23 protein-coding genes, 1 tRNA gene and 3 pseudogenes are annotated in these 21,812 nt (G+C 68.0%); 8 read left to right on the top strand and 19 right to left on the bottom strand.

What is annotated here, in order from left to right; all coding sequences use genetic code 11:
- Positions 1-2: 2 nt before the first annotated feature.
- Complete coding sequence (locus MXD62_RS01495) at positions 3-806, bottom strand: hypothetical protein (RefSeq protein WP_248827629.1); 804 nt, start codon at positions 804-806, stop codon at positions 3-5.
- The gene (locus MXD62_RS01490; RefSeq protein WP_248827628.1) at positions 803-2,260 is read right to left on the bottom strand and encodes a hypothetical protein; all 1,458 of its coding nucleotides are present in this window, start codon (positions 2,258-2,260) and stop codon (positions 803-805) included. Before MXD62_RS01490 ends, MXD62_RS01495 begins: the two co-directional genes overlap by 4 nt.
- A 667-nt stretch (positions 2,261-2,927) precedes the next feature.
- Between MXD62_RS01490 and MXD62_RS01485 the strand changes: the two genes are divergently transcribed.
- On the top strand, positions 2,928-3,524 hold the full coding sequence (locus MXD62_RS01485; protein WP_248827627.1) for a DoxX family protein: 597 nt from the start codon (positions 2,928-2,930) through the stop codon (positions 3,522-3,524).
- A 140-nt stretch (positions 3,525-3,664) separates the two neighbouring features.
- Here MXD62_RS01485 and MXD62_RS01480 read toward each other — a convergent pair whose 3' ends face one another.
- The 3 genes from MXD62_RS01480 to MXD62_RS01470 all read right to left on the bottom strand — a co-directional run bounded on the left by MXD62_RS01480 (position 3,665) and on the right by MXD62_RS01470 (position 7,258).
- Positions 3,665-5,851 carry a hypothetical protein gene (locus MXD62_RS01480; protein WP_248827626.1) on the bottom strand — a complete coding sequence of 729 codons (2,187 nt, stop codon included), beginning with the start codon at positions 5,849-5,851 and terminating at the stop codon, positions 3,665-3,667.
- Positions 5,848-6,180, bottom strand: coding sequence for a PadR family transcriptional regulator (locus MXD62_RS01475; RefSeq protein WP_248827625.1), 333 nt, complete (start codon positions 6,178-6,180; stop codon positions 5,848-5,850). Before MXD62_RS01475 ends, MXD62_RS01480 begins: the two co-directional genes overlap by 4 nt.
- An 82-nt stretch (positions 6,181-6,262) precedes the next feature.
- Positions 6,263-7,258: a polysaccharide deacetylase family protein gene (locus MXD62_RS01470; RefSeq protein WP_248827624.1), complete on the bottom strand. Its 996-nt coding sequence runs from the start codon at positions 7,256-7,258 to the stop codon at positions 6,263-6,265.
- Between MXD62_RS01470 and MXD62_RS39580 the strand changes: the two genes are divergently transcribed.
- Positions 7,191-7,625 (top strand): HAD family hydrolase, encoded by a 435-nt coding sequence (locus MXD62_RS39580; RefSeq protein ID WP_308301182.1) that lies wholly within the window; start codon positions 7,191-7,193, stop codon positions 7,623-7,625. The two genes, MXD62_RS01470 and MXD62_RS39580, sit on opposite strands and share 68 nt — an antisense overlap.
- Before the next feature lie 153 nt (positions 7,626-7,778).
- On the opposite strand, the gene MXD62_RS01460 is transcribed toward MXD62_RS39580, so the two are convergent.
- From MXD62_RS01460 to MXD62_RS01445, 4 genes and pseudogenes are all read right to left on the bottom strand, one after another.
- Entirely contained in the window at positions 7,779-8,240 is a 462-nt protein-coding gene (locus MXD62_RS01460) for a VOC family protein (RefSeq protein WP_248827622.1), read from the bottom strand.
- 263 nt (positions 8,241-8,503) lie between these two features.
- Positions 8,504-8,737, bottom strand: a pseudogene (locus MXD62_RS01455) (DoxX family protein); the annotation flags it as partial.
- A 4-nt stretch (positions 8,738-8,741) separates the two neighbouring features.
- Positions 8,742-9,689 carry an NADP-dependent oxidoreductase gene (locus tag MXD62_RS01450; RefSeq protein WP_248827620.1) on the bottom strand — a complete coding sequence of 316 codons (948 nt, stop codon included), beginning with the start codon at positions 9,687-9,689 and terminating at the stop codon, positions 8,742-8,744.
- Between the two features lie 105 nt (positions 9,690-9,794).
- A complete protein-coding gene (locus tag MXD62_RS01445) occupies positions 9,795-10,169 on the bottom strand; it encodes a DoxX family protein (RefSeq protein ID WP_248827619.1) in 375 nt (124 codons plus the stop codon).
- A 117-nt stretch (positions 10,170-10,286) separates the two neighbouring features.
- Between MXD62_RS01445 and MXD62_RS01440 the strand changes: the two genes are divergently transcribed.
- The gene (locus tag MXD62_RS01440) at positions 10,287-10,778 is read left to right on the top strand and encodes a MarR family winged helix-turn-helix transcriptional regulator (protein WP_248827618.1); all 492 of its coding nucleotides are present in this window, start codon (positions 10,287-10,289) and stop codon (positions 10,776-10,778) included.
- Between the two features lie 213 nt (positions 10,779-10,991).
- On the opposite strand, the gene MXD62_RS01435 is transcribed toward MXD62_RS01440, so the two are convergent.
- From MXD62_RS01435 to MXD62_RS01425, 3 genes are all read right to left on the bottom strand, one after another.
- Positions 10,992-11,351 carry a hypothetical protein gene (locus MXD62_RS01435; RefSeq protein ID WP_248827617.1) on the bottom strand — a complete coding sequence of 120 codons (360 nt, stop codon included), beginning with the start codon at positions 11,349-11,351 and terminating at the stop codon, positions 10,992-10,994.
- Between the two features lie 270 nt (positions 11,352-11,621).
- Positions 11,622-12,548, bottom strand: a complete 927-nt coding sequence (locus MXD62_RS01430; RefSeq protein WP_308301181.1) for an alpha/beta hydrolase — start codon at positions 12,546-12,548, stop codon at positions 11,622-11,624.
- A 207-nt stretch (positions 12,549-12,755) separates the two neighbouring features.
- Complete coding sequence (locus MXD62_RS01425) at positions 12,756-13,415, bottom strand: TetR family transcriptional regulator (RefSeq protein ID WP_248827615.1); 660 nt, start codon at positions 13,413-13,415, stop codon at positions 12,756-12,758.
- A 162-nt stretch (positions 13,416-13,577) separates the two neighbouring features.
- Between MXD62_RS01425 and MXD62_RS01420 the strand changes: the two genes are divergently transcribed.
- Positions 13,578-14,297 (top strand): alpha/beta fold hydrolase, encoded by a 720-nt coding sequence (locus tag MXD62_RS01420; RefSeq protein ID WP_248827614.1) that lies wholly within the window; start codon positions 13,578-13,580, stop codon positions 14,295-14,297.
- Here MXD62_RS01420 and MXD62_RS39030 read toward each other — a convergent pair whose 3' ends face one another.
- Complete coding sequence (locus MXD62_RS39030; protein ID WP_285223923.1) at positions 14,298-14,423, bottom strand: hypothetical protein; 126 nt, start codon at positions 14,421-14,423, stop codon at positions 14,298-14,300.
- A gap of 428 nt (positions 14,424-14,851) precedes the next feature.
- Between MXD62_RS39030 and MXD62_RS01415 the strand changes: the two genes are divergently transcribed.
- Both MXD62_RS01415 and MXD62_RS01410 read left to right on the top strand, forming a co-directional pair.
- Positions 14,852-15,088, top strand: coding sequence for an AbrB/MazE/SpoVT family DNA-binding domain-containing protein (locus tag MXD62_RS01415; RefSeq protein WP_368862294.1), 237 nt, complete (start codon positions 14,852-14,854; stop codon positions 15,086-15,088).
- The gene (locus tag MXD62_RS01410) at positions 15,085-15,492 is read left to right on the top strand and encodes a type II toxin-antitoxin system VapC family toxin (protein WP_248827612.1); all 408 of its coding nucleotides are present in this window, start codon (positions 15,085-15,087) and stop codon (positions 15,490-15,492) included. The genes MXD62_RS01415 and MXD62_RS01410 overlap by 4 nt, the downstream gene beginning before the upstream one ends.
- Before the next feature lie 368 nt (positions 15,493-15,860).
- Here the strand turns inward: MXD62_RS01410 and MXD62_RS01405 are convergent.
- Positions 15,861-16,061, bottom strand: a pseudogene (locus MXD62_RS01405) (transposase); the annotation flags it as partial.
- Positions 16,062-16,272: 211 nt separating this feature from the next.
- Here MXD62_RS01405 and MXD62_RS01400 point away from each other — a divergent pair.
- A tRNA-Met gene (locus MXD62_RS01400) sits at positions 16,273-16,346 on the top strand.
- Positions 16,347-17,265: 919 nt separating this feature from the next.
- Here MXD62_RS01400 and MXD62_RS01395 read toward each other — a convergent pair.
- Positions 17,266-17,379, bottom strand: a pseudogene (locus tag MXD62_RS01395) (IS6 family transposase); the annotation flags it as partial.
- A gap of 476 nt (positions 17,380-17,855) precedes the next feature.
- Between MXD62_RS01395 and MXD62_RS01390 the strand changes: the two are divergent.
- Positions 17,856-18,875, top strand: a complete 1,020-nt coding sequence (locus MXD62_RS01390; protein ID WP_248827611.1) for a terpene synthase family protein — start codon at positions 17,856-17,858, stop codon at positions 18,873-18,875.
- Between the two features lie 78 nt (positions 18,876-18,953).
- On the opposite strand, the gene MXD62_RS01385 is transcribed toward MXD62_RS01390, so the two are convergent.
- From MXD62_RS01385 to MXD62_RS01370, 4 genes are read right to left on the bottom strand one after another with little or no spacing between them, the layout of a single operon-like run.
- The gene (locus MXD62_RS01385) at positions 18,954-20,405 is read right to left on the bottom strand and encodes a cytochrome P450 (RefSeq protein ID WP_248827610.1); all 1,452 of its coding nucleotides are present in this window, start codon (positions 20,403-20,405) and stop codon (positions 18,954-18,956) included.
- Positions 20,406-20,407: 2 nt separating this feature from the next.
- Positions 20,408-21,052, bottom strand: a complete 645-nt coding sequence (locus MXD62_RS01380; RefSeq protein WP_248827609.1) for an ATP/GTP-binding protein — start codon at positions 21,050-21,052, stop codon at positions 20,408-20,410.
- Positions 21,033-21,404 (bottom strand): DUF742 domain-containing protein, encoded by a 372-nt coding sequence (locus MXD62_RS01375; protein WP_248827608.1) that lies wholly within the window; start codon positions 21,402-21,404, stop codon positions 21,033-21,035. The genes MXD62_RS01380 and MXD62_RS01375 overlap by 20 nt, the downstream gene beginning before the upstream one ends.
- Complete coding sequence (locus MXD62_RS01370) at positions 21,401-21,811, bottom strand: roadblock/LC7 domain-containing protein (RefSeq protein WP_248827607.1); 411 nt, start codon at positions 21,809-21,811, stop codon at positions 21,401-21,403. The genes MXD62_RS01375 and MXD62_RS01370 overlap by 4 nt, the downstream gene beginning before the upstream one ends.
- Position 21,812 lies beyond the last annotated feature (1 nt).

Raw genomic sequence — 21,812 nt, 5'->3', positions numbered from 1 at the left:
CCCTACAGCAGCGCGACCGCGGCAGCATCCCAGCCAATCATGATTGTCCCTGTGCCGTCGCTGACCCCGGTGATCCCGAGACCTAGCAGCTCGCCGAACATGACCTCGCCCGCGTCGCGGACCTGCACTCGATACCGCGGTGTGGTCCGGTAGGTGCCGCCACGCTCGTCGGAGGCACGGTGGAGGAGTCCCTGGTCGGCGAGAAACGCCAGTGCCTTACCGACGATGCCGATGCTGGAGGTAGACAGCTTGCGGCCATCACCGGTGGTACCGGTACGAGCTCTGCGGGTGTACACCCGCCACGCGGCCTCCAGGTCAGGTTCGGCGGTGCTGGGGTCGCCGGGCCCACTGTCATCGCCGGCCTTCTTTGCCAACCGGGTGGCGGCCTCACGGACAAACGCGTCGACCCCGTCGACGGTGATCCGGCCGATGTAGGTCTCGTCGGCCAGGTCGGCTGGACGCGGGTAGGCCAGCGTCGCCGCTCCGAGGTGCGCGAGGGCATGTACGACCCGTTCGCCGGCCTTGCCCTCGCTACTGGTCCGGCGAGCGTAGTCCGTCATCCTGACAGCGAATCCTGAAGCGCTGGTAGAGGCGGCGACCACGACGCCGGCACGATTGCTGATGTGCAACACGACCAGTTCGAGGCCGTCGGCGACCGCATCCACGGCGGCAGCGAACTCACTGTCGGTAACCGCACGGGCGACGAGTGCGCGGTATTCCTCGTCGCGGGCAGGTGTCAGTTTCGGACGCAGACCGAAACCAATTAGGCGCGCCGCGTCGGCAGTAATGTCGGTGGCGGCGCTCATGCGACATCCTCCGGGGTCAGGGAAACCATGGCGGCGCGGGCAACTATCAGGTCGGCGCCGGCGAACTCAGGGTCAGACAGCGCAGTACCATCGTCGACGGCGATCAGGACGTTGGGGGCACCGTGCCGCAGCGCGGCCTGGATTTCCTGCGCCGCAAGAGCGAGCACCCGGATGACGACCAGCGAAGGCAGCAACGGGTGCATCTCGCGGGCCTCCTCCAGTAATCCGGACAATCGACGTGGTGCTTCATGATCCAGGTCAAGCAGCCCGTCGAGCAGCTCATAGCACTCCCCGGGGAACGCCGACTCAGGCTCGATGTCGTCCAGGTCGGGTTCGCTGACCTCCCCGCCGAGCACCTCCCGCTCGACCGGAGGGGTGATCAGTGCGGCAAACAGGTCTCCGAGCCGAACAGCAAGTGGTGTGACCGGGCCAGCACCGCGGACGAAGTACGCCGACAACGCGACATCGGCGGCGGCGACTGGCGCACCGAGGACGGGCACCAGCAGGTGGGCATGCAGGTCGAAGGTCGCGTCAGCGCGGGCGGGGGCGAAGGTCTGCCGATCCTGCTCAGCGCGGAACCGACGTCCGGCGACCTGGACGGCGGCCTGCAGCTGCTCGTGGCGGCGCAGGCATTCCCGGACGATCTCCACCAGCTGGGCGGCCTGCCGCTTGCGGTCGGCAGTCTCGGCGGTGTCGCGAATCTCGGTGATGTTGCGCAGGATCGCGTTCTCCGCCTTGTAGCGGGCCTCGATGTGTGTGAGCGCTTCGTCGAGGAACGTCGGCATCTCCGCCAGCCAATCGACGCTGCGTACGTCGCGCCCGACAGCTTCCAGTTGAACCCGCAACATCTCCCCGTACTGAATGGTGCGGTAACGGGCGGTCTGCGCCGCAGCCTGGGCATCGGAGAGCCGGCCCCGCCGCACCAAGGTCTCCAACCGCAGGTCGGCGGCTATCTGCGCGGACTCGATATCGATCTCCAGCGCACCAACGAGTACGTTCACCGCCTCATTCGTCGCGCGCAGGTAGATTTCCCCGTCCACGCCCGGAACCTCTGCGAGCAGCTTGAAATCGAAGGAGTAGGTCTCGTAGGTACCATCACTGCCGGTGATCCCGTACACGGCGCGGAATCCGCGATCGACCGAGCCGACGTTGACCAGGTTCTCCAGTACCCAGCGGGCGGCCCTCTCGTGCTCGGCCCGGTCACGAGCGGGGGCCTGCCGAGCGGCGCAGCCAGCGAGATCGACGACGACGCGGCCGGGGTCCGCGCCGGCGTCGAAGTCCATCATGAGAGTGACCAGGTCGATAGCGTGCAGCGCCAACTCGCTCATCTGGTAGACGGTGAAGTCAGCGGCTTGCACTTGGCCCTTGCGGGCGTCAAGGTCGTGCAGCGGAGCGGTGCACGCCAGCGCCTTCACCCGCTGCGCGAAACCGATATCGATCGCCCCTGTGGCCATGATGGCAGGCTAGTACGACGGCCATCATTTTGTGATCTGTGAGATATTTTTTGGTGGTCTCGTCGTCGGCGGCGGCGACGGGGTGACACGGGCGGCAGCTTGGCGACCGCGATGCCAGGTGGACCAGGCAACCGCGTGGGCGGGTGTGAACGCGGGCTGGTGGTGACGGCGAACAGTCACCGAACCTCGTCGGCCATGATCAACAGGAGATCTTCTCGTGTGCGAGTTGGTCGCGTTCACTGGCGGCGAGTGAAGTTGGCCCGTTCTGGCGACCTCTTCCTCGTCCACGTACCACTTGAAGAACTGCTGCAGCGCCCGGTACTGGTTGTTCGCGTAGCTGTCCGAGTACCGATCAAGAAGGTGGACGAGTCAGGCACAGACGCCGTTCGGGTGACGTTCGACCAGTCGGTTGGTCAGATGGGGCGAGTGGACAGAACCGGGCACAATACGAACCGTCACCCAACTGTCCCCGGACCCACGATCGTCATCCCCGACCGCGGAAACAGGCAGCCTACCAGCGGAAACGCACAGCCACGCCGTGGCGCGTCCGCACACGGGGCGCGGACCACGGCCCCGGGATGACATCAGTGGTACCGGCCCGGCGCCGTGGGCAGAACCCCTAGCGACCAGAACATCACTATGTGTGCCTCTGAATCGAGGTCTCGACATGAAACTTCTCGAGCGGCACCGGACGCCCCACCGCCCACCACCCGCCACCCCAGCCCTACCCGCCACCCCAGCCCCACCCGACGTGTCCCGCCCCGTCGCTCGTCCCGCGGCCGTGTCCGCCGGCGACCTCGGGCTGCTGCTCCTGCGGATGACCTTCGGCCTGCTGCTCGCCGGGCATGGCGCGCAGAAGCTTTTCGGCCTGTTCGGCGGCGAGGGCCTCACCGCGACCGGCAGCGGGTTCGCCCAGCTTGGTTACCACCCCGGCACCTTCTTCGCCGGGCTGGCCGGCGCGGGCGAACTCCTCGGTGGCCTCGGCCTGGCCGCGGGCCTGCTGACTCCGCTGGCGGCCGCGGCCGTGATCGGCGTGATGATCAATGCGATGATCGTGACCGTGCCACGGGGACTGTGGGCAACCGACGGCGGCATGGAGTATCCGCTGTGCATCGCGGTGGTCGCGACCGCGGTAGCGGCGATCGGCGCGGGGCGGCTCGCGTTCGACCGCCTCTTCCGGCGGCGCGACGGTGGGCTGCCCGAGATGGCGTTCGCCGTCGGGCTCGGCAGCCTCGGTGCCGCCGTCGTCCTGGCAGTCAGCTGACATCCTCGGCCAGCGTGGCCAGAGGTGGGGCCAGGCTAGGCCGGCCGGGCCAGGCGCAGTGACGTCCACTGACGTGGTGCACGGATCGTGGTCGTCTAGCGACTTATCGGAGCGAGGGTTCGTGACGTGGAGCGACCACCTCAGTTGTCCGTCGTCGTCGCTTTGTCCGATCCGCCGTCGGCGACGTCCGAATGATTCGGCGGCTGGTCGGCCCCGGTCTCGGCGGCTCGGCCCAGTTCGGCGCGCAGCAGGGCGGCGTTGGCGAAGATTGTCAGTGAACACCAGAGCCGTCGGGGACAGGCCAACGGTCCGGTGATCTCGGCGAGAGTCGCGCGGAACTCCTCGGCGTAACGCTCCTGCCGCCGGTCGTCGGCCGCGACGGCCGCCGCGGCCCAGACCAGGCCGTGAGCGAAGGCGCCGGGTCGCAGTTCTCTGGCGAGTTGTCGGGCGGACAGCCCGGTGCGGTGCACGCCGCCCCCGGCTGGCACCAGCCCCCACCCAGAACTCGGTCGGCGAGCGATAGCGACCGCTCCCACCACCGCGCTGACCGCGACTGTCTCGGTTGGTGGCGCTCCGGGAAACAGGAGCCACACCGTCGATCCGATGAACGCACCCGCGAGCGCGCCGAAGCACGGACGGCCCCGCAGCGGATGGCGATGGGTGAACGCGCCGAGAACCAGCCCGGCTGCCGCCCCGACCCCGCAACAGCCGAGCTCGATGTACACGTAGTTCCTCGCATAGCTGTCACCACTGTGCTCTGGGACCAGGAACTGCACAGCGAGGCTGGCGGCCTCGCCGCCCAGCAGGCCGAGTGCCAGACCCAACACGGTGGTGACACAACGGGTACGCGGGTTGGCGAGCAGACCCAGCGCCAGCCCGACGACAGCACCGACGGTCACGCCCACAGCAGCGGCGTAGCTAGTGTCGCTCGGGTGCTGGTAGTCGTAGTGGACAGCCAGCAAATACGCGGCGGCCAGGGCACTGCTCGCCACGTAGCCGACGACCACGCCGAGAGCCACTCCCGCCAGGGGTCTGGCCAGTCGTGGCCGGCGGTCAGCGAACGGCCCAAGAACCGTTCCGAGCACCATTCCCGCCCCGAGGACGACAAGGGGGACGTAGTCGTCGGCAGGGGCCGATGGCGCCGCCTGCAGATTCCTGAAGTTCTGGTAGGCGGAGGCGACCGCTATGCCCACGGCGGCGCCAACGGCCAGGCCGAGTCCGGATGCCGCGAGGCGGAAGCGGAAGATGGCGTTTACCCCGAAGCACAGCCCGAACACAGCGCCGGCTGCCATTCCGATGACTGGCCCCGGGCCCTGCACGACGACCTGGATCGCGGATCCAGCCTGGCTCGCCGGTTCGGCGAGAGCGACATCCGAGCCGAATGTGTACGTCGACCGCATGGCGGAGCAGACGACGTATCCGAAGAAAGCACCAGCGGTCAGACCGGAACACGGCACGACGAACGACGAGAAGCGACTGGCAAGCACGCCGAGAAGCAGGCCGATCACGGCAGCCGCCGCAATCCAGACCACGGGGCGGAAGCCGGCTACGGCGCCGCCGACAAAGCCCAAAGAATGCCAGTTGCCGGCGGCGTCGAAAGTCGCGTAGCTGGTTCTGCTGGCGGCGGACCCGAGACTGCCGGCGAGCACACCGAACGCGAGTCCGAGTGAGGCTGTCTTCCACCGGGGTCGACCGTGAGCGACGAGGCCGAGCAACAGTCCGAGCGCGGAACCAGCGGCGGTGTACAGCGGTCCGTACCCGTCGATGACGGTGGTCGGCGTCCCCCCGCCGGCGAACTGCCGCAGCCCGTAGTCGGAGTCGAAGGTGGCGTCACCGGCCCGGCAGGCGAATTCGGTGAGATGGCCGGCCAGTCCTCCGAGCACGACACCCAGCAACGGCGATGCGAGCCGCGAGCCACGTCCGACGGCCGTGGCGACGGCCGCCCCCACGCCAGCACCCAGCAGCATCCAGGACGCCGGGCCGTACCCGAAGTCGAGGTCGTAGCCGTCGTCGTAGCGGAAGTTGTCGCCGCTCAGGGCAGACCCGACCGGGTAGGCGGAGTGGGCCACGTAGCCGGCCAGCGCGCCGAGCGCCGCTCCCAGCAAGGGGTTGGACAGTCGCGGGTGTCGCACTGTGAGCACACCAAGGACCAGCCCGAGTACCGCGCCTGCCCCGGCCACCGCATGGACCGGGCCGGCGGGAAGAACGTTGGCCAGCGCGCTGGCGAGGTAGAAGCCCGTGACGACGCCGACGATCGCCCGCCGTGCCAGCGCCCGGGGCGGGGCGACCGGACTCGCGTGCGATGCGGCGTCCGGACTCGCGGTCATCGGGCGCCTTCCGGCGCCGAGGTGAATCCACCCAGCCCACGGCGTTGCCCGGCACCACGACCACGGCGCTCGGCGAGCAGCACCCGGGCACCGGCCATCCCCTCCGGCGTGAACCTGTAGAGCCGCCGACGCGGCCCGGGGCGATCAGTGTCCTCCCAGCTCGAAGTGATCCACTCGAGGCGCTCGAGCCGGGCCAGGATCGGGAACACGCTGCCGGTCGCCAGGCCGGCCCGCTTGGCGATCGCCAGGCCGTACGGTTCGACCTCACCGTCGAGAAGTGCCTCGAGAACGTCGAGCGTCGCGGGGGTCACCCGGAACTGTCCAGCCATGACGCCAAGTCTATATATGTAGAGATAGGGCGGTCAAGATCGCACGCCTGTCCGCTTCGGCTCTGTCGCACCGACGGATGGCTCAGCCCGCCGACCCGGAGGACGCACAGGCCCGCGATACTCGTAGGGCCGGTTCCGGGGGGTTGGGCTGATGGCACGGATCGCCGACTCGGGAAAGGTTCCGTCGGAGGCGATGTATTCGGATAGGCGGACGAAGCGGTAGCCGAAGCCCGCCAGCCGGGGTATCGCGCTGGCGATCCCCTCTGGCGGTACCGCCAGAGGGGTGGTTCATATGGCCGATGACGATTGACCCCGGCCGGGCGGTCAGCACGGCGCGTGCGACCTGGTCTGGAGTGAAGGTCGCTCCGGCGTCGGCGTTGACGTCGAAGTTGACGATATGTTCACCAAGATCGGCCGCGATCCTCGCGGCTACGTCGTCGCAGTGCGCCGTGCCCGATCGGAAGAACCGCGGTGGATGGCCGAGGAACGCGCTGAGCCTGCCTCGGTTTCCGTCGATCTCATCGAAAACCTCGCCAACATCATGCGTACCGGTGATTCCGTACGCGGACTGGCCCGACACCGACAGCGGACGATGCCGGGTGCCGTGGTTGGCGATCTCGAACAGTGGGTCGGCGGCGAGGTCGCGGAAAACCTGGGGGTTGGCATCGAGCCAGCGGGAATTGAGGAACAGGGTGGCCGGTACCTCGTGTCGGCGAAGAAAACTGATCAGTTCCTGGTCGTAACCGCTGCCGTGCGGACCACCGCACGCGTCGAATGTCAACGCGATCACCCTGTCGCTGGTGGGCAACATCGTGGTCACACCAGGAACGTCCAGGCCCCACGTAGAGGGTCGGATATGACCATAGCGGGCGATCACCTCGTTGCGGGTCACCGTGCCAGCGGTCGGCGCGGGGCTGCTGGCCGAGGACGCGATGGCCATCGAGTGATCCGCCTCGGTGAGCGACGGCGTCGGGCTCGGCGGGACGTCAGAGCTCGACGCGGGGTTCGCGGTGCCCGGCTGGCCGGCGCAACCCGCGAGCAGCGGGATCGCCAGCAGCACACGGCGGCTCAGGGACAACCGTCCTCCGTTTCCACGGCGATCAGTCGTACCTTCGCCCGGCCATCGCTGTAACAGTAATGTGTCACTGCCGACCGCATCGACGCCGTTGAGCCTCGATCCGACCGCTGACAGGCCGCGCTGGCAGGCGCTCGCTCAACTCCGCCGCAGGGCCGGAGAGTGGTCAACTCACGGGGCCACGGTGATCTACGTCCTCGGCGACCGCACCGTCCTCGGGGCACTCACGCTCGCCGACGAAATTCGCCCCACCGCCCGCGAAGCCGTCGACGGCCTACACCGCAGCGGCACCCACGTCGTCATGATCACAGGGGACGCCCGCCCCGTCGCCGAATCGGTAGCCGCCGGTCCCGGACCATCGGTACGGTGAAAAAGCAGGACGGAAAGGCGCAGCCACGGCGGCCTGCCCGAAAACGGGCAGCACCTCCGACCCCCGCAGACGATCGCCTCAGCCGCAAAAGACCAACTCACAGACCGAAACCCGAATTTTGGAGCCCAACAGGGTCCGGCAGGCCGTGTGGTGTCATAGGCGCAACGGTTGGGCGGTCGGGTCGGTCCAGTGCGCGGGATCCTCCCAGTCGACGCCGGGCACGTCGACGAACAGTTCGATCTCGTTGCCGTCGGGGTCGAAGATGTACAGGCTGTGCGTGAACCCGTGGTCGGTGGCGCCGCGGATGGGGACGCCGTTGGCTACCAGGGTCGCGAGAACCTCGCGCAACTCGTCGTCGTTGTCGCCGACCTTCAGCCCGAAGTGGTAAAGGCCGACGTGACGACCACGCTGCAGCGGGGCCGCGGACTGGCCGACCTCAAGGAGCAGCAGCTCGTGGTGGGTACGCCCGCCGGCGTTGAACGCCATCCCGCGGTAGCGCACGGGCTCGTCGCCCGAGTAGGCCGGGCGCCATCCGAGGATGTCGCGGTAGAAGTGGGCCGAACGGTCCAGGTCGCGCACGTACAGGACGATGTGTCCCAGCTCCTTGATCTGCACAGCCGTTCCTCTCGACGTGGGCCCCGGCCGGGGCCCTCCAGAGCCTCTTCACTTGCCGCAGCCGAATGTGAGCGCGGGTTTTCCGGTAGCGGGACCCACGAACACGTAGCTACGTCGGGTGCGGGTGCCGCCGGACCCCGTGGCCGGTGTACGGCACGGTGCTTGTTGATGTGGCCGCCCCCCAGGTCATGGACCTGGGGGGGCGACCGGGAACCGCAGACGTTCTTCCCCTTGGACGAACAATGGTGTCGATCTGCGCGGGGTTACCCGCGGATCAGTAGGACAGCCAAGGCGGTGACCACTGCCAGGACCAGGGCGGCGACGCCGTGGACAAGCCGGTGGGAGCGCAGGACGGGCAGGAAGCGGTCTGCCGCGTAGGCACCGGCGCCGGTCAGGGCGACAGCGGCACCGGCGACGGCGAGGAACAGCTCGTACTCGAATCCTTGTGGAGCGAAGAAGCCGCCGTCCCATTTCACGGCCACCGCATTGATCATCGTTCTGTCAGTCGCCGATCTCGACGACGATCTTTCCGCGGGCGGCACCGCTGGCGAGAGTGGCCAGCCCGTCGGTGGCCTTCTCGAGGGGCAGGACGGTGGTGATGTCGACCTTCAGGGTGCCGGCGGCGGCCAGGGCGGCAAGCTCCGCGATGAGCTCGCGGACGGGGGCGGCCATGACGCTGGTGCCGGTCAGGCCGGCGGCGGCGAGGGTCTCTTCGTCGGCGGCGCCCAGGGTGCTGGCGACCTTGCCGCCCTTGCGGACCACGTCCAGAGGCGCACTGTCAGGGGTGTAGGCGACGAGGTCGATCAGGGCGTCGACACCGTCGGGGTAGGCGGCGCGCACCTGCTCGACGACCGGGCCGGCGGTGTAATCGACGACGGTGGTCGCGCCCAGCGCGGTCAGCCGGCCGGCGTCGGCGGCGGTGCCGGTGGCCACGACGGTGACGCCGCGTGCCGCGAGCAGCTGGACGGCGTACGAACCCACGCCGCCGCCGGCCCCGACGACGAGAACTGTCTGACCCGGTTCAGGCTCGACGGCGTCGACGGCGGCCTTGGCGGCGGCTGCGGCGAGGGGAAGCGCCGCGGCGGTGGTGAAGTCGAGGCCGGCGGGCTTGCGGGTGACGGCGGCAGCGGGCAGCAGTGCGTACTCGGCGAGGGTGCCGGCCTGAATCGGTGGGGCCAGCAGCATGTGGCCGATCACCTCGTCGCCGACGGCGACGTGGTCGACGCCGGCTCCGACAGCCTCGACGACGCCGGCGGCGTCACGACCGAGGACCAGCGGGTATACGTGTGGCAGCATCTCGGCCATCATTCCGGCGGCCAGGGCGTTGTCGATGGCGTTGAGACCGGCCGCCTTCACCCGGACCAGCACGGTGCCCTCGACGGGCCCGGGGACAGGCAGGTCAGACAGTCGGGGCTGCCCGCCCGCGGCCGGGACATTCAGTGCGCGCATGTTTGCTCCCTGGAGGGATCGGGATCGTGACGACCCCGGGGGTGGGTGAGCGTCGCGGCCCACCCACGTCCGATGTGGAGTGAGGTGGAATCCGGGGCCAGGCCCCTAGAAGGCGTGCGGACCGAACCGGCCCCAGACGACCACTGCCGGCAGCACGAGAAGAACCAAGGTGATCGGAACCATCTGGGATTCCCCGCGGCGGGCGTGGACGACCGCCGCTCCCAGCATGAGCAGGGCCAGGCCCAGCGCCGCCAGCGGCACCAGCACCGGTGCGATGTCGACGGCGGCAGGCAGGATCAGACCGACGGCGGCGAGTACCTCGGCCGCGCCGATGGCCCTCACGATTCCGGGCGGGAAGTCCTCCACCCAGGCCATGCCCGAGGCAGCGAGTTTCTCCTTCGGTTGCGCGATCTTCATCAGACCGGCGGCGAGGAACAGGGCGGCGAGTACGCCCGCAATGATCCACAAGGCGATGTTCATCAGGCGAACTTCCCAGTCATTGGGTTGAACCTTCAACTGCAACCTAGGCGCGATCACTTGACTTGTCAAGTGATCAATAGTCTGGGCTCGGTTGATATTTCAAGCTAGGCTGAGGGTGTGGACGCGCAGCAGCCGCACTGGCTGACCGACGAGGAGATGCAGACCTGGCTGGCCCTGGTCAGCGTGCTGATCAGGCTTCCGGCGGCGCTCGACGACCAGCTCCAGCGTGACGCCGGGCTCAGCCACTTCGAGTACCAGGTGCTGGTGGGGCTGTCCGGGGCGCCCGAGCGCACCCTGCGGATGAGCACCCTGGCCGTATTCGCCAACGGATCGCTCTCCCGGCTCTCCCACGTGGTCGGGCGGATGGAGAAGGCGGGCTGGGTGCGCCGCACACCGGATCCCACCGATGGCCGCTACACCCTGGCAATCCTCACGGATGCGGGCTGGGAGAAAATCGTCGCGACCGCCCCCGGGCACGTCGACGCGGTCCGCGCCCTGGTCTTCGATCCCCTCACCCGCGCGCAGCAGCGGCAGCTGGGCGACATCGGGCGCCGCATCATCCGCGCCGTCGACCCCGATGGCAGCCACCTCGACAGGCTCTCCAGCTGACGGTCACCCCCCGGGAGACCCCAGGGCGGCGGCAAGTTTGCCGGGTAGCGAGCAGTGGGCCGTGCTGAGGTTCTCCGGTGAGTCCGGGTCGTGAGGGGCTGGCCGGGATTGGACCCTGAAACAGGACGGGCACGACCCCCGGCTGATCATGGAGGTTCCTGGGCCATTCTGATCGTCCCGAGGTGTCATGCCCGCCGCACCGGCCTTGGGTACTTACCTAGTCGCTGAAAGTCGCGCCTGAAGGCGCTGGCTGAGGATCACCTCGTACGGCAAGCGTCTGAGCTCCTCGAGGGTCGTTTCGACGCCGAGAGCCCTCAGACGTTCAACCAGGTGTGTCCACGAATACAACTCCCCCGTCTCCTCAGCGTCGTCCGGTAGGACGACGTTACGCACGGCTGACTCGACTGCCTCGACGGTCAGGCCGACCCAAGCGGTAGCAGCACCTCCTCCTGACCTCTTGCTGCTCCAGCCGCGGTCGTCGGTCAACGTGAGGCGACGTCCATCCGAGAGAGTCGCGAACTCCTCGACGCGGAAGTGCAGAGTCCGGCTGGAAGCTCCGAGGGGCTGCTCCATCTGCCCCGATGACCATGTCGAACCCGCCAAGCCGTCGCGAGGCTCGTCGGTGTCGCACCAAGCTCCTACACCCACAACCTCCACACCCATAACACCGAAGGTAGTGCCCAGCCGATAGGCAGCGAAGGCCATCCACCAGGATCGGGGCGGGTGGCCCCGATGGCTGCCGCGCACGTACGCGGAGTCCGGCGACTCGGAATTCGTGGGGTGCACCTTATTTCGTTCAGTACAGCGCACATCCTGATCGATCCTGGAGGAACAGACCGCCAATCAAAATTTTGACCTCCACCCCGTGCTGGAGTCGACGAACTGGCGTATCTCCCGCTGAATCGCATCGTCCTCGGGGGCCATGCCGAAGAACCCACCATGACCGCCTGCTTCGGTGACGTGAAGGTGCGCATCGACGCCGGCTGCGCGAAGCGCCCGGTGCATACGAACGGAGTCCGACAGGAGCAGGTCACGCGTGCCTGTCGTGAGAATCGTTGGCACGAACCCCTTGGTGAAGTCGCCGAACAACGGCGATAAATAGGGGTTCTTAAGATCATGACCTGCCGCGTACAGGAGGAAGGCGGGCATCGACCTTCGCGGGAGGAGTGGGTCGAGCCCCAGGTTCGTCTGGATTGAATCACCGGACTCGGTGAGGTCCACGACCGGCGTTTTCAGCACCGCGCCGGCAGGTAGTGGGAGGCCTTCGTCCCGCGCTCGCAGGATGAGTGCGGCGGCGAGGTTACCGCCCGCCGACGATCCGCCGACGACGATGCGCTCCGGTTGGCATTCCTCCAGCAGTGCGCGGTAGGTGGCAAGGCAGTCGTCGAGTGCCGCAGGGAACGGGTGGTCGGGAGGCATCCGGTAGTCGACGGCCCAGACGCGGATGCCAGCGCGGGTGGCGGTGCCGACGGCCATGGCGCGGCAGGCTTCACCAGCTCCGTAGATGAAGGCACCGCCGTGAATGTCGAGATAGACGCGGTCGTCGTCTGTCGACAGGTCGGTCGGCGTGATGTCGTGGACACGGAACGGGCCGAGGTCGAGTTCCTCTGTCCGGACCGGCGCGTCGGCTGCCCGCGCTGAGAGCGTGGCGCCGATCGTCCGGTCGTGATCGGCGATCAGTGTTCGCCATCCATCAAGATCATCTAATGGCGGGTACCCAGGAGACTGCATCGGGGGCATCGCGAGGACCGCCTGCGCCTCGGCGCTCACCGATGTCGGAACTGGAACATCACGTGCCGGGACGTGCAGGACAGGTCGAACGTCGTTCATCTCCGCTCCGATCAGGTCAGGTCAGGTCAGGTCAGCCAGCCAGCCAGCCAGTCAGTCAGTCAGTCAGTCAGTCAGTCAGTCAGTCAGCCGAAAAGGTAGTTCGATGTTCATCGGCTGGCGGCCGGTCCGCCGCCGCTTCAAGGATCGTCAACGCTGTGACTCGCCCGGGCCGCTCGAGTTCTGCCGGTCGAGCTGTGCGGGCGGTGTGGGGTACCTGCCGGGCCGCGTCCGTCGCGTCTGTGCCGCGGCCGCGGCGGGCTCGTTGTTTGTGGTGAGGCGGAAGACGGCCCGCTCGAGTGTCGGGAGGATGGCGGTGATGTCGAGCTCGCCGTTCGCGAACTGGCCCACCACGGCGTAGGCCATGTTCGTGAGGATGAGCCCGACGTCGTCAATGTAGTCGGGGTCACCGCCGACCAGGATGGCGCGCGCGACAGGTTCGATGGCGCCCATGGCCTGCTGGTCGAGCTTTCGTCCGCCCGGCCCGTTCCGCGCCCGGTGATAGGCCTCGAGGATGCGCGGGCTGCGTTCCCACGGCTCGAAGACGTGCCGGAACACCCGCATCAGGCCGTCGTAGAGGGATTCGCCGGGGGCTGGTGGCGCCACCGGCGCACAGCTGTTGACCGTCAGCCACTGCTGCAGCGCGGCCACGACGAGCTCGTCCCGGCTGGGGAACAGCTTGTAGATCGTCAGCGGCGAGACGTGTGCGCGACGGACCACCTCACGGATCTGGACGGCGTCGTGGCCGCCGGACTCGAGCAGCTCAAGCACCACACGGAGGACCGCATCGCCTGGCCGGGATGCGGGCACCTGGCTCCTCCCCTCGTTCGCCGACAGTCCTTGCTCAAGACATCACCTACGATATCCTGGTTATCCGGATATCCCGGATATCTACACGGTCTACACGATCAGGGGCGGCTCGCGGACCCGCGGGACGGGTCGGCTGCGCCGTCGTGGCGAAGGAGAACTCGCATGGCGACGTACGTCCTGGTGCATGGTGGCGGGCATGGCGGCTGGTGCTACCAGCCGGTAGGCCGTTTACTGCGGGCTGCCGGGCACGAGGTCTACGCGCCCACACTCACCGGGGTGGGAGAGCGCGCACACCTGGCGAGCCCGAAGGTCGACCTCGACTTACACATCCAGGACGTCGTGGCGGTGCTGCACTACGAGGACCTGCGTGACGTGATCCTGGTCGGGCACAGCTACGGCGGAATGGTCATCACCGGTGTCGCCGACCGGGCCGCCGACCGGGTGGGTCGCATCGTCTACCTCGACGCGGCGAACCCCGTGAACGGCCAGTCGCTCGTCGATGTCGCCGGGCCGATCATCACGGTGACCCGGCCGCACGGCCAGGTTGTCGACGGTGTCGAGCTGGTCCTCCTGCCGGCCCCGGGTGCGGGGGCCTTCTACGGCGTGACCGACCCGGCCGACCTCGCCTGGATGGACGATCGCCTGACCGGCCACCCGTGGCGGTGCTTCGAGCAGCCGCTGACGCTCACCAACGAGGCGGCGCTCTGGGCGATCCCGCAGTACCACATCGTCTGTACCTCCACCCTCGCCACCCGCGACGCGGAGCTCATGGAGAAGGCACGCGCGGCCGGCCGTCTCTGGGCCGTCAACACCGGCCACGACCTCATGATCACCGAGCCGCGGGCGGTCGCCGACGCGCTCCACGAGGTCGCCGCCGCCTGATCAGGTCCGGGCGAGCCGGACAAGATCGAGGTACGGCCGTTCCGGAGTGGGCATCGCCAGTGCGGCGTCCAGGCCGGCGACCCGTGGGGCCGCCGGCCTGGACGGCCTGACGTCCTTGGAGTCCATCCGCGCCGGCCGGCACCTCGGCGGGACCGACCGGCGTCAACGCGGCGGCGTTGGGACATAGCGAGCCGGGCCGTGGCCAGGCCTGAGGACGAGCTCGGTTCCCGCCTCCCCGGCGCGAAGAGTGTCGACGACGACGACGGCGGCGGCGACCTCGGCGGCAGAGAGCATCTGACCGGCACCGCGGACATTTTCTGCGCCGGCACCGACATCATCGCCGGCCCTGGTGAATCCACTCTGCCGAGGGCCGAGGGCCGAGGGCCGCGGACCGCGGACCGCGGACCAGCCCTGCGGCAGCAGGCATTGCGAAACAGACCAGCCCCACCCGAGAGGCCCGCCGGCGCCTGGCAGCCGACCACGACCGTACGGGGTCTCCGATGAGCACCGAAGCGGCAGCGGCACAACTGGGATCGGAATGGTACCGTCCTCCCATGGAAGCTGTTGTGGATCAGGCGGGCCGGATCGTGCTGCCCAAGTCCATCCGCGACGCGCTGGGCCTACTCCCGGGCACGAAGGTGGATATCTCGCCTTACGGGGCTGGTGTGCAGGTCGTGCCATCTGGCAGGACCGCGCGCCTCGTCGAGGAGAACGGCGTGCTTGTGTCGGCCGGCGACACGCCTGTCGATGACGACGTGCTGTTTGGTCTCATCGACGCGGGACGCAAGTGACCATCGCCGTCGACACAAGCGTCGCCGTTCCGCTACTTGTCCGCTCACATCAACATCACACGGACGTAGCGCGATGGTGGGACGGACAGCAGCTCACGCTGAGTGGGCACGCCTTGGCAGAGACCTACTCGGTACTCACCAGGTTGCCGGGCGACGCCCGGCTGTCCGGGCCGGACGCCGCACGCCTGCTCGATGCGAGGTTCACGGCGCCGCTGGCGCTGAGCGGCCCGCCCGCCCAGAAGATCCACACGACCTTGAGCCAACTCGGCATCGCCGGGAGCGCCGTGTATGACGGGCTGGTGGCGCTCGCCGCCAAAGAGCATGGCCTGGCCCTCGCGACAAGGGATGCACGCGCGCGCGGAACCTATGATGCGGTCGGGGTCAAGGTGATTTTGGTCGGCTGAAGCCGTGCCGGCCGAAATATCGCCTGCCGCCTCGCCGGAATAAAAGGATCATCGAGCGATCGACGAATCCGTTATTACAGCAGGTCAAAAAGGTGGACAGAACCGGGCACAATACGAACCGCCACCCCACCATCCCCGGCCCTACGATCGCCATCCCCGATCATGCAAACAGGTCGCCTACCAGCAGAAATGTTCGGCCACGCCGTCCTACGTCGGCACCCGGGGCCCCGGCCGCAGCCACCGGATGACACCCACGGTTGGGGCTGCGGCCGTGCCGGCCCCAACCACCATCGCATGCTCAACCTCGTCCCGGACCAGGCCGTAGAGGTGCAGGTAGGCGGCGCTGCCACGAGGCACCGGGCAGCGTTGACCAGGCCGCGGTGAGCATCGGAGCTCACCAGGCGGATGCCCAACAGGCCGCGGGCGACCAGGCCTCGGAAGAACGCCAACCGGCCGGCCCCATCCTCGCTGCTCACGGCGTCGAGGCCGACGATCTCCCGGTGCCCCTCGCCGTTGACCCCGACCGCGAGCAGGCAGTGCACGCTGATCACCTGGCCGTCCTCGCGAACCAGCCGTGCCGCCGCCCGGCTCACCAGAGGTCCCACCAGCCGGCGGGCAGGCCGGGTGCCGATAGGTAGGGGGCGCCAAGGTGGAGATGCGCCCAGGCGCAGCAGGACAGGGGGCACGGGGTATCGGGCCGACCCGTGGTGGCCGAAAAAACTAGTCGGCCCGCTCGTTTGACATCTGACCTCAGTGCCCCTGTATAGTAAAAAATACCGACGCGGGGTGGAGCAGCTCGGTAGCTCGCTGGGCTCATAACCCAGAGGTCGCAGGTTCAAATCCTGCCCCCGCTACTAGAAATTTTTTCTCCCCGGAAACCGTGGTTTCCGGGGAGAATCTTTTTTGTGTGTTGTTTTTCGGGTTCGGAGCGGTCTCGGCGGGCAACCCGGAACCGACCAGGTCGATGGAGCCGATCAGGCCGCCGCTCTACCGGCACTACAGGAGCTGGTCGCCCGCCCAGCGCAAGCAGGTCCTCGTGTGTGCCCTTTTCAACGATGTGATCGCCGTCGAGGACCACGATCCGGTCCATGGCTCGAACCCCGCTCGATTACAAGGCAGAATATTCCGTGACGTAGCATGACGGGTCGCGCTGGACCGAAGCGCCGGCGCACCGACCGGATACGTCTGCGGACGAACACCACCCACGAGAGCGCGGGACGGCGATGTGTGCCGGATGTCCGGAACCTCACTTCCCGGGCATCAACCATTCGGCGGGGAGGTCGGCGACGGTGCTCTTTGGGAACGTCCGCCGCTGCAGCGGACGCTCGTCCGCCTCGCTTCTGCCCATCGTCGCAGGTCAGGCATGTGCTCTACCCTGCTCCCGCGAGCCCGCGTCTCGCCGGGACCCCTCGGTGTAGCAACGCCCCGATATGTCGCGGCGGACGGTCAGGTGTGGCCAAGCGTGAGCATTTATGCAGTTCAGCGGGGCTACATCCCGGGCCGTCCGCCGTTATGGGGTGACGGTCGTTGCTACACAACGATCTTCAAACAGCCGAATTGATCTTAACGGAGAAACAAAAGGCCAGGTCAGAGACGGTGGACAGAACCGGGCACAACCCGAACCGCCACCCCACCATCCCCGGTCCCACGGAGGACCGCTGCCCGGGTCAGCTGGCGTCGCCTGCCGTCGCCGGGTGGGTCGCGTCGGCCAGCGGGCGGGCACTGTTGCGTTCGGAGGATGCAGGGCATGCCAATGGCCACGGTGACTTTGGGTCAGATGGCGGCGGCGAGTTCGGTGAACGCGGCAGCCAGCCGCAGTCTCGGGTCGGTGTCGACGGCGAGCTCGTAGTGGTTGCGGCGGATGTTCTGGATCAAGGCATGTCCGGCGTCGCCGAACCCCTGGCATGCGCCAGATCTCCGAACGCAACAGCGCCACCTGAGCCGAGGACCAACGTCACCGCCTCGTCCCTGTACTCCTGGGTGAACTTCCGACGTGTAGCGCCCATCCTCGATATCCCCAGGTAGACAGCACTGTTTAGGTCGACTGTCCACGAGACCGGGATCACTTAACTGAATCTTGCCCTGAGATCGTGACGGGTTCCAACCTCGTCTTGCCACATTTCGTGGTCGTGCGACCGCGGAACCTGGCAGAATGGGCGGTAACTGGGTCTCCCGGGACTGGGGAAGTGACTTCAACGTCTACCCCTGCCGGGTGGCCCTGTTGGCTGTACGGGCACCCCCTCTCTCGTCACAGTCCGTTATGGCTTTCTCCCTCCAGCCCTTAGCGCCTCCTTGGAGCGGCCTGCACCGCCCCGACTCCAGGAGTAGCCGACGCCGCGCTTCAGGAAAGTGAGAGCGAATCCGTGATCACCAGCCTTAGCCAGGAGACAGGCCAAGACGCGATGGATGGCGAGCAGATCCTCACAGTGCACGAAGGCGCGCGCTCCTGGCAGCCGAACGAGAACGCCGCCGAAGCTCTGGTGCACACCGTCGAATGGCTCACCCGCTTCCGGGTCCACACACCCCGGGCCGAGAGATACGCTACGCTTTCGGCCTGGGTTTACCCGCTGGCCCCGCTGCCGGAGTTGGAACTCGCTTACGACATCCACGCCTTCTTCCGGATCTACGACGACTTCACCGACGATCTCGCGACGGACATCAGCCGGATCAACGTCATCAGCACGGAGCTCACCGGGATTCTCTACGGGAGACCCGCGAAGTCCCAGATGGGCATGATCTTCAATGATCTGTGGACGCGGCAGATCATCAGTTCGCCGGACCAGTGGGTGGCTCGGATCAGCGAGCACTGGGAATGGTATTTCAACACGCAGGCCGCTTATGCGGCGATGCGGGACCAGCGGCTGGACACGACGGTCGAAGAGTACTTGGAACTACGCCTGGGAAACGGCGCGGTGCCGCTGTGTCTGGTGCTCGGCGAGAAGATGAACTTCACCTACCTGGCGCCGTACATCCACCACTGCACCCAGTTGCGACTGCTGCGCAGGTTGGCCAGCGACATCATCGTGTACTGCAACGATGTCTACTCCTCGGTCCGCGATGCGAAGCGTGACGACCCGCGTAATCTGATCACGATCATCCGTGATCAGGACGGCTGCGACTGGCAGCAGGCGAGAGCCCGTTGCGAGCAGGAGATGCGGACGCTCGACCAGTCGATACACACCACGAAGCAGCGCCTTGACACGGCCTGCGACGTGCTGCGGTTCACCGACGCGGAACGCGCCCAGGCCCGGATGGGAGCGAGGATCGCCGACGACTGGAACTGGGGTTACCAGGCGTGGGCCGCCGCCAACGAGCTTCTGATGGACACGGATCCGCCGCGCGAGGAGATCTCTCGCATGCTGACCTCGCCACAGGCGTCCTGACGGCGTCACGCATGGAGAGTGGCGCCCGGGAACCGCTCCCGGGCGCCACTCGGCAGTGCGTCAGCCGACCACGAACCCTCAGCGCGAGCCGCGGAACAGGCCGATCAGCGAGGCCCAGAGGCCACGGCCGATGTCCATCCTGGCCTGCGCGTCGGCCTCGGCCACCACGGCCAGCGCGTCCTTCGCGGCGCTCGGCTCGACCGGGGGGAAGGCCGCCGGGGCGGCTGGCGCGGACTGCGGGCCGGGGCGTCGCCGCGGGGTGAACGTGACCGGGAGCGCGTCGAGATGCCGGGACCAGGTCGAGGTGGTCCAGGTCAGCTGGTCCTCCGGCACGGTGAGGTGCATGTCGGGCAGCCGGTTGAGCAGCACGTCCACGCCGGTGTCGGTGATGGCGCGGGCGATTTCCTGTCCCGAGCACTCGTGCGGGCCCCGGCTGAACGTCATGTGCGAGCGGTTGCCGTGCATCGGTGCACTGAGATCCGGGCGGATCTGCGGATCGGTGTTGCCCGCTGCTATGCCGAGCAGCAGCAGGTCGCCCTCGCGGATCTGTTTGTCGGCGAAATGCATGTCGTGCGTGGCGAACCGCGCCGGGCAGACCAGCAGCGGCGGATCATCCCACAGCATCTGTTCGACCGCGTCCGGCAGCGTCATGAGCCCGCCGGTGAGCGACGCGCGGAAGCGGGGGTCGGTCAGCACCATCCGCAGTGTGTTCGAGACCAGGTTCGTCGTGGTCTCGTAGCCCAGCACGATCACCACGCGCAGATGATTGAGCACCTCGTCGGCGTTCAGCCCCGAGGAGTGCGCGATGAACCAGGAAGCCAGGTCATGGGCGGGGACCCTGCGCCGCTCCTCGATCAGCGCCTGCAGGGTGCCGATGATGTACTGGTTGTGCGCATACGCCTCCTCGCCGCCGCTGACCATGCCGACGATGGCCTCGACCATCTTCGGGCCGTGCTCCTCGCTCAGGCCGACCAGCCGGCTCAGTACGAGCATCGGCAGGTACATGGCGAACTGGGTCACCAGGTCCGCGCGGCCGTCCTCGACGAAGCCGTCGATCAGCTGGTTCGCGTAGCGCTGCACGTGCCGCCGAGTGCCGTGGCGGTCGAACCTGGTCAGGCACTCGTTGACCGCCGCACGCAGCCGCCGGTGCTCCTCGCCGTCGTAGGACAGCAGATCGGGGCGCCATCCGAGGATCTGAATCAGCGGGTCGTTCTCCGCGATTCTGCCCTCGTTCCAGTCCCGCCAGATCCGGGCGTCCCGGGTGAACCGGCTCGGGGTGCGCGCGACCTCCATGTTCTCCCGGTAGCCGAGTACCAGCCAGGCCGGGACGCCGCCCTCGAGCTCCACCGGGGCGATTCCGCCGTGTTCCGCGCGGAGCTTCTCGTAGACCGCGCCGGGATCGTGCTGCGCCTGCGGACCGTAGAGTGCGGTCAGCGCCGCCCCCTGCGCGAAGGCCGCGTGCGCCGGACACTCCGGCGGCGGGATCGCGGTGCCTGGTTCCGTACCTGATTCGGGAATGGATGTGGACACGCCTACTCCCTGGCGGCCGAGGCGGCCACCAGGGCCGCGGACTGGGTGGACAGCCGGTGCAGGTAGTGCAGGAGGGCCAGCAGGGTGTCCCGGCTCGAGGCCCGGCTGCGCGCGTCGCACGCGACGATCGGCACGGCGGCCGGCAGATCCAGCGCGGAGCGCACCTCGTCCAGTGGATGGGTCGGGGCGTCCGGGAAGACGTTGACGGCCACGATGAACGGCACACCGCCGTCCTCGAGCCGCCCGATGACGTCGAAGCTGGCTTCGAGCCGCCGGGTGTCGACCAGAACGATCGCGCCGAGAGCTCCCTCGAACAGGCCGGTCCACAGGAACCAGAAGCGCTGCTGCCCGGGCGTGCCGAACAGGTAGAGCACCAGCTCCTCGTTGATGCTGATCCGGCCGAAGTCCATGGCCACGGTGGTCGCGTTCTTCTGCTCGACCCCGCGTACGTCGTCCACGCCGACGCTGACCTCGGTCATCGTCTCCTCGGTCGTCAGCGGTCTTATCTCGCTGACGGCGCCGACCAGGGTCGTCTTTCCGACGCCGAACCCGCCGACCACGACGATCTTGACCGCGGCGGTCGCCGAGGCGGGCAGCACATCCTCGCGCGCCGGTCCGACGGCCAGCTCAGAGCCTCTGGAGTCCATACATCACCGCCTCCAGCAGTTCGGGATCGGGGATTGTGGCCGTCACCGTGGCGCGCACCTCGACCAACGAGTCCGCGAGCAGATCGGAGACCAGGACGGCGACCACGCTGAACGGCAGCTTCAGGTACGCCGAGATCTCCGCCATGGACAGGGGGTAGTGGCACATGCGCAGGATGGCCGCGTGTTCCGGCTGCATCTCCGGCCGGGCCGCGGCCCGCGCCACCACCAGGGTGACCAGGTCGATGTCGGCCCGGCGGCCCGAGGCCCTGCGCCCGCCGGTGAGGACGTACAGGCGCTCGGGACCGCCCTGCTCCCAGTCGGAGGACGCGTGGTTGATCGGGGACGGGGTCACCCGGGCGTCCTCTCCTCCATCCGCGGCCGACTGGTGAGGTGCTCACCGATACGTGCCACCAGGTTGCGCATCTGCTGCCCCATCAGCCCCGCGTCCACCCCTTCGTCGGCCAGCACCGCGAGGTACGCGCGCGCGCCGGCCGCCATGAGGTAGAAGAATCCCCCGCCCACCTCGATCACCACGAGCCGCATGATCTTGTCCCCCTGCGGGAACTCGGCGGCGACGGCGGCGGACAGGCTCTGCAGTCCGGCGCACGCGGCCGAGAGGCGGTCGGCGGTGTCCACATCGGTGTTGTACTGGGCCATACGCAGGCCGTCCGAAGTCAGGACGATGACATGCCGAGTGCCCGGCACGCTCTCCGCAAGGTCCTTGAGCATCCAGTCCATGCTGGGATGCAGGTGGTCCATC

It is taken from the genome of Frankia sp. Mgl5 (assembly GCF_023242985.1).
GTDB lineage: Bacteria > Actinomycetota > Actinomycetes > Frankiales > Frankiaceae > Parafrankia > Parafrankia soli.
This window is presented reverse-complemented; position numbering and strand designations above follow the sequence as displayed.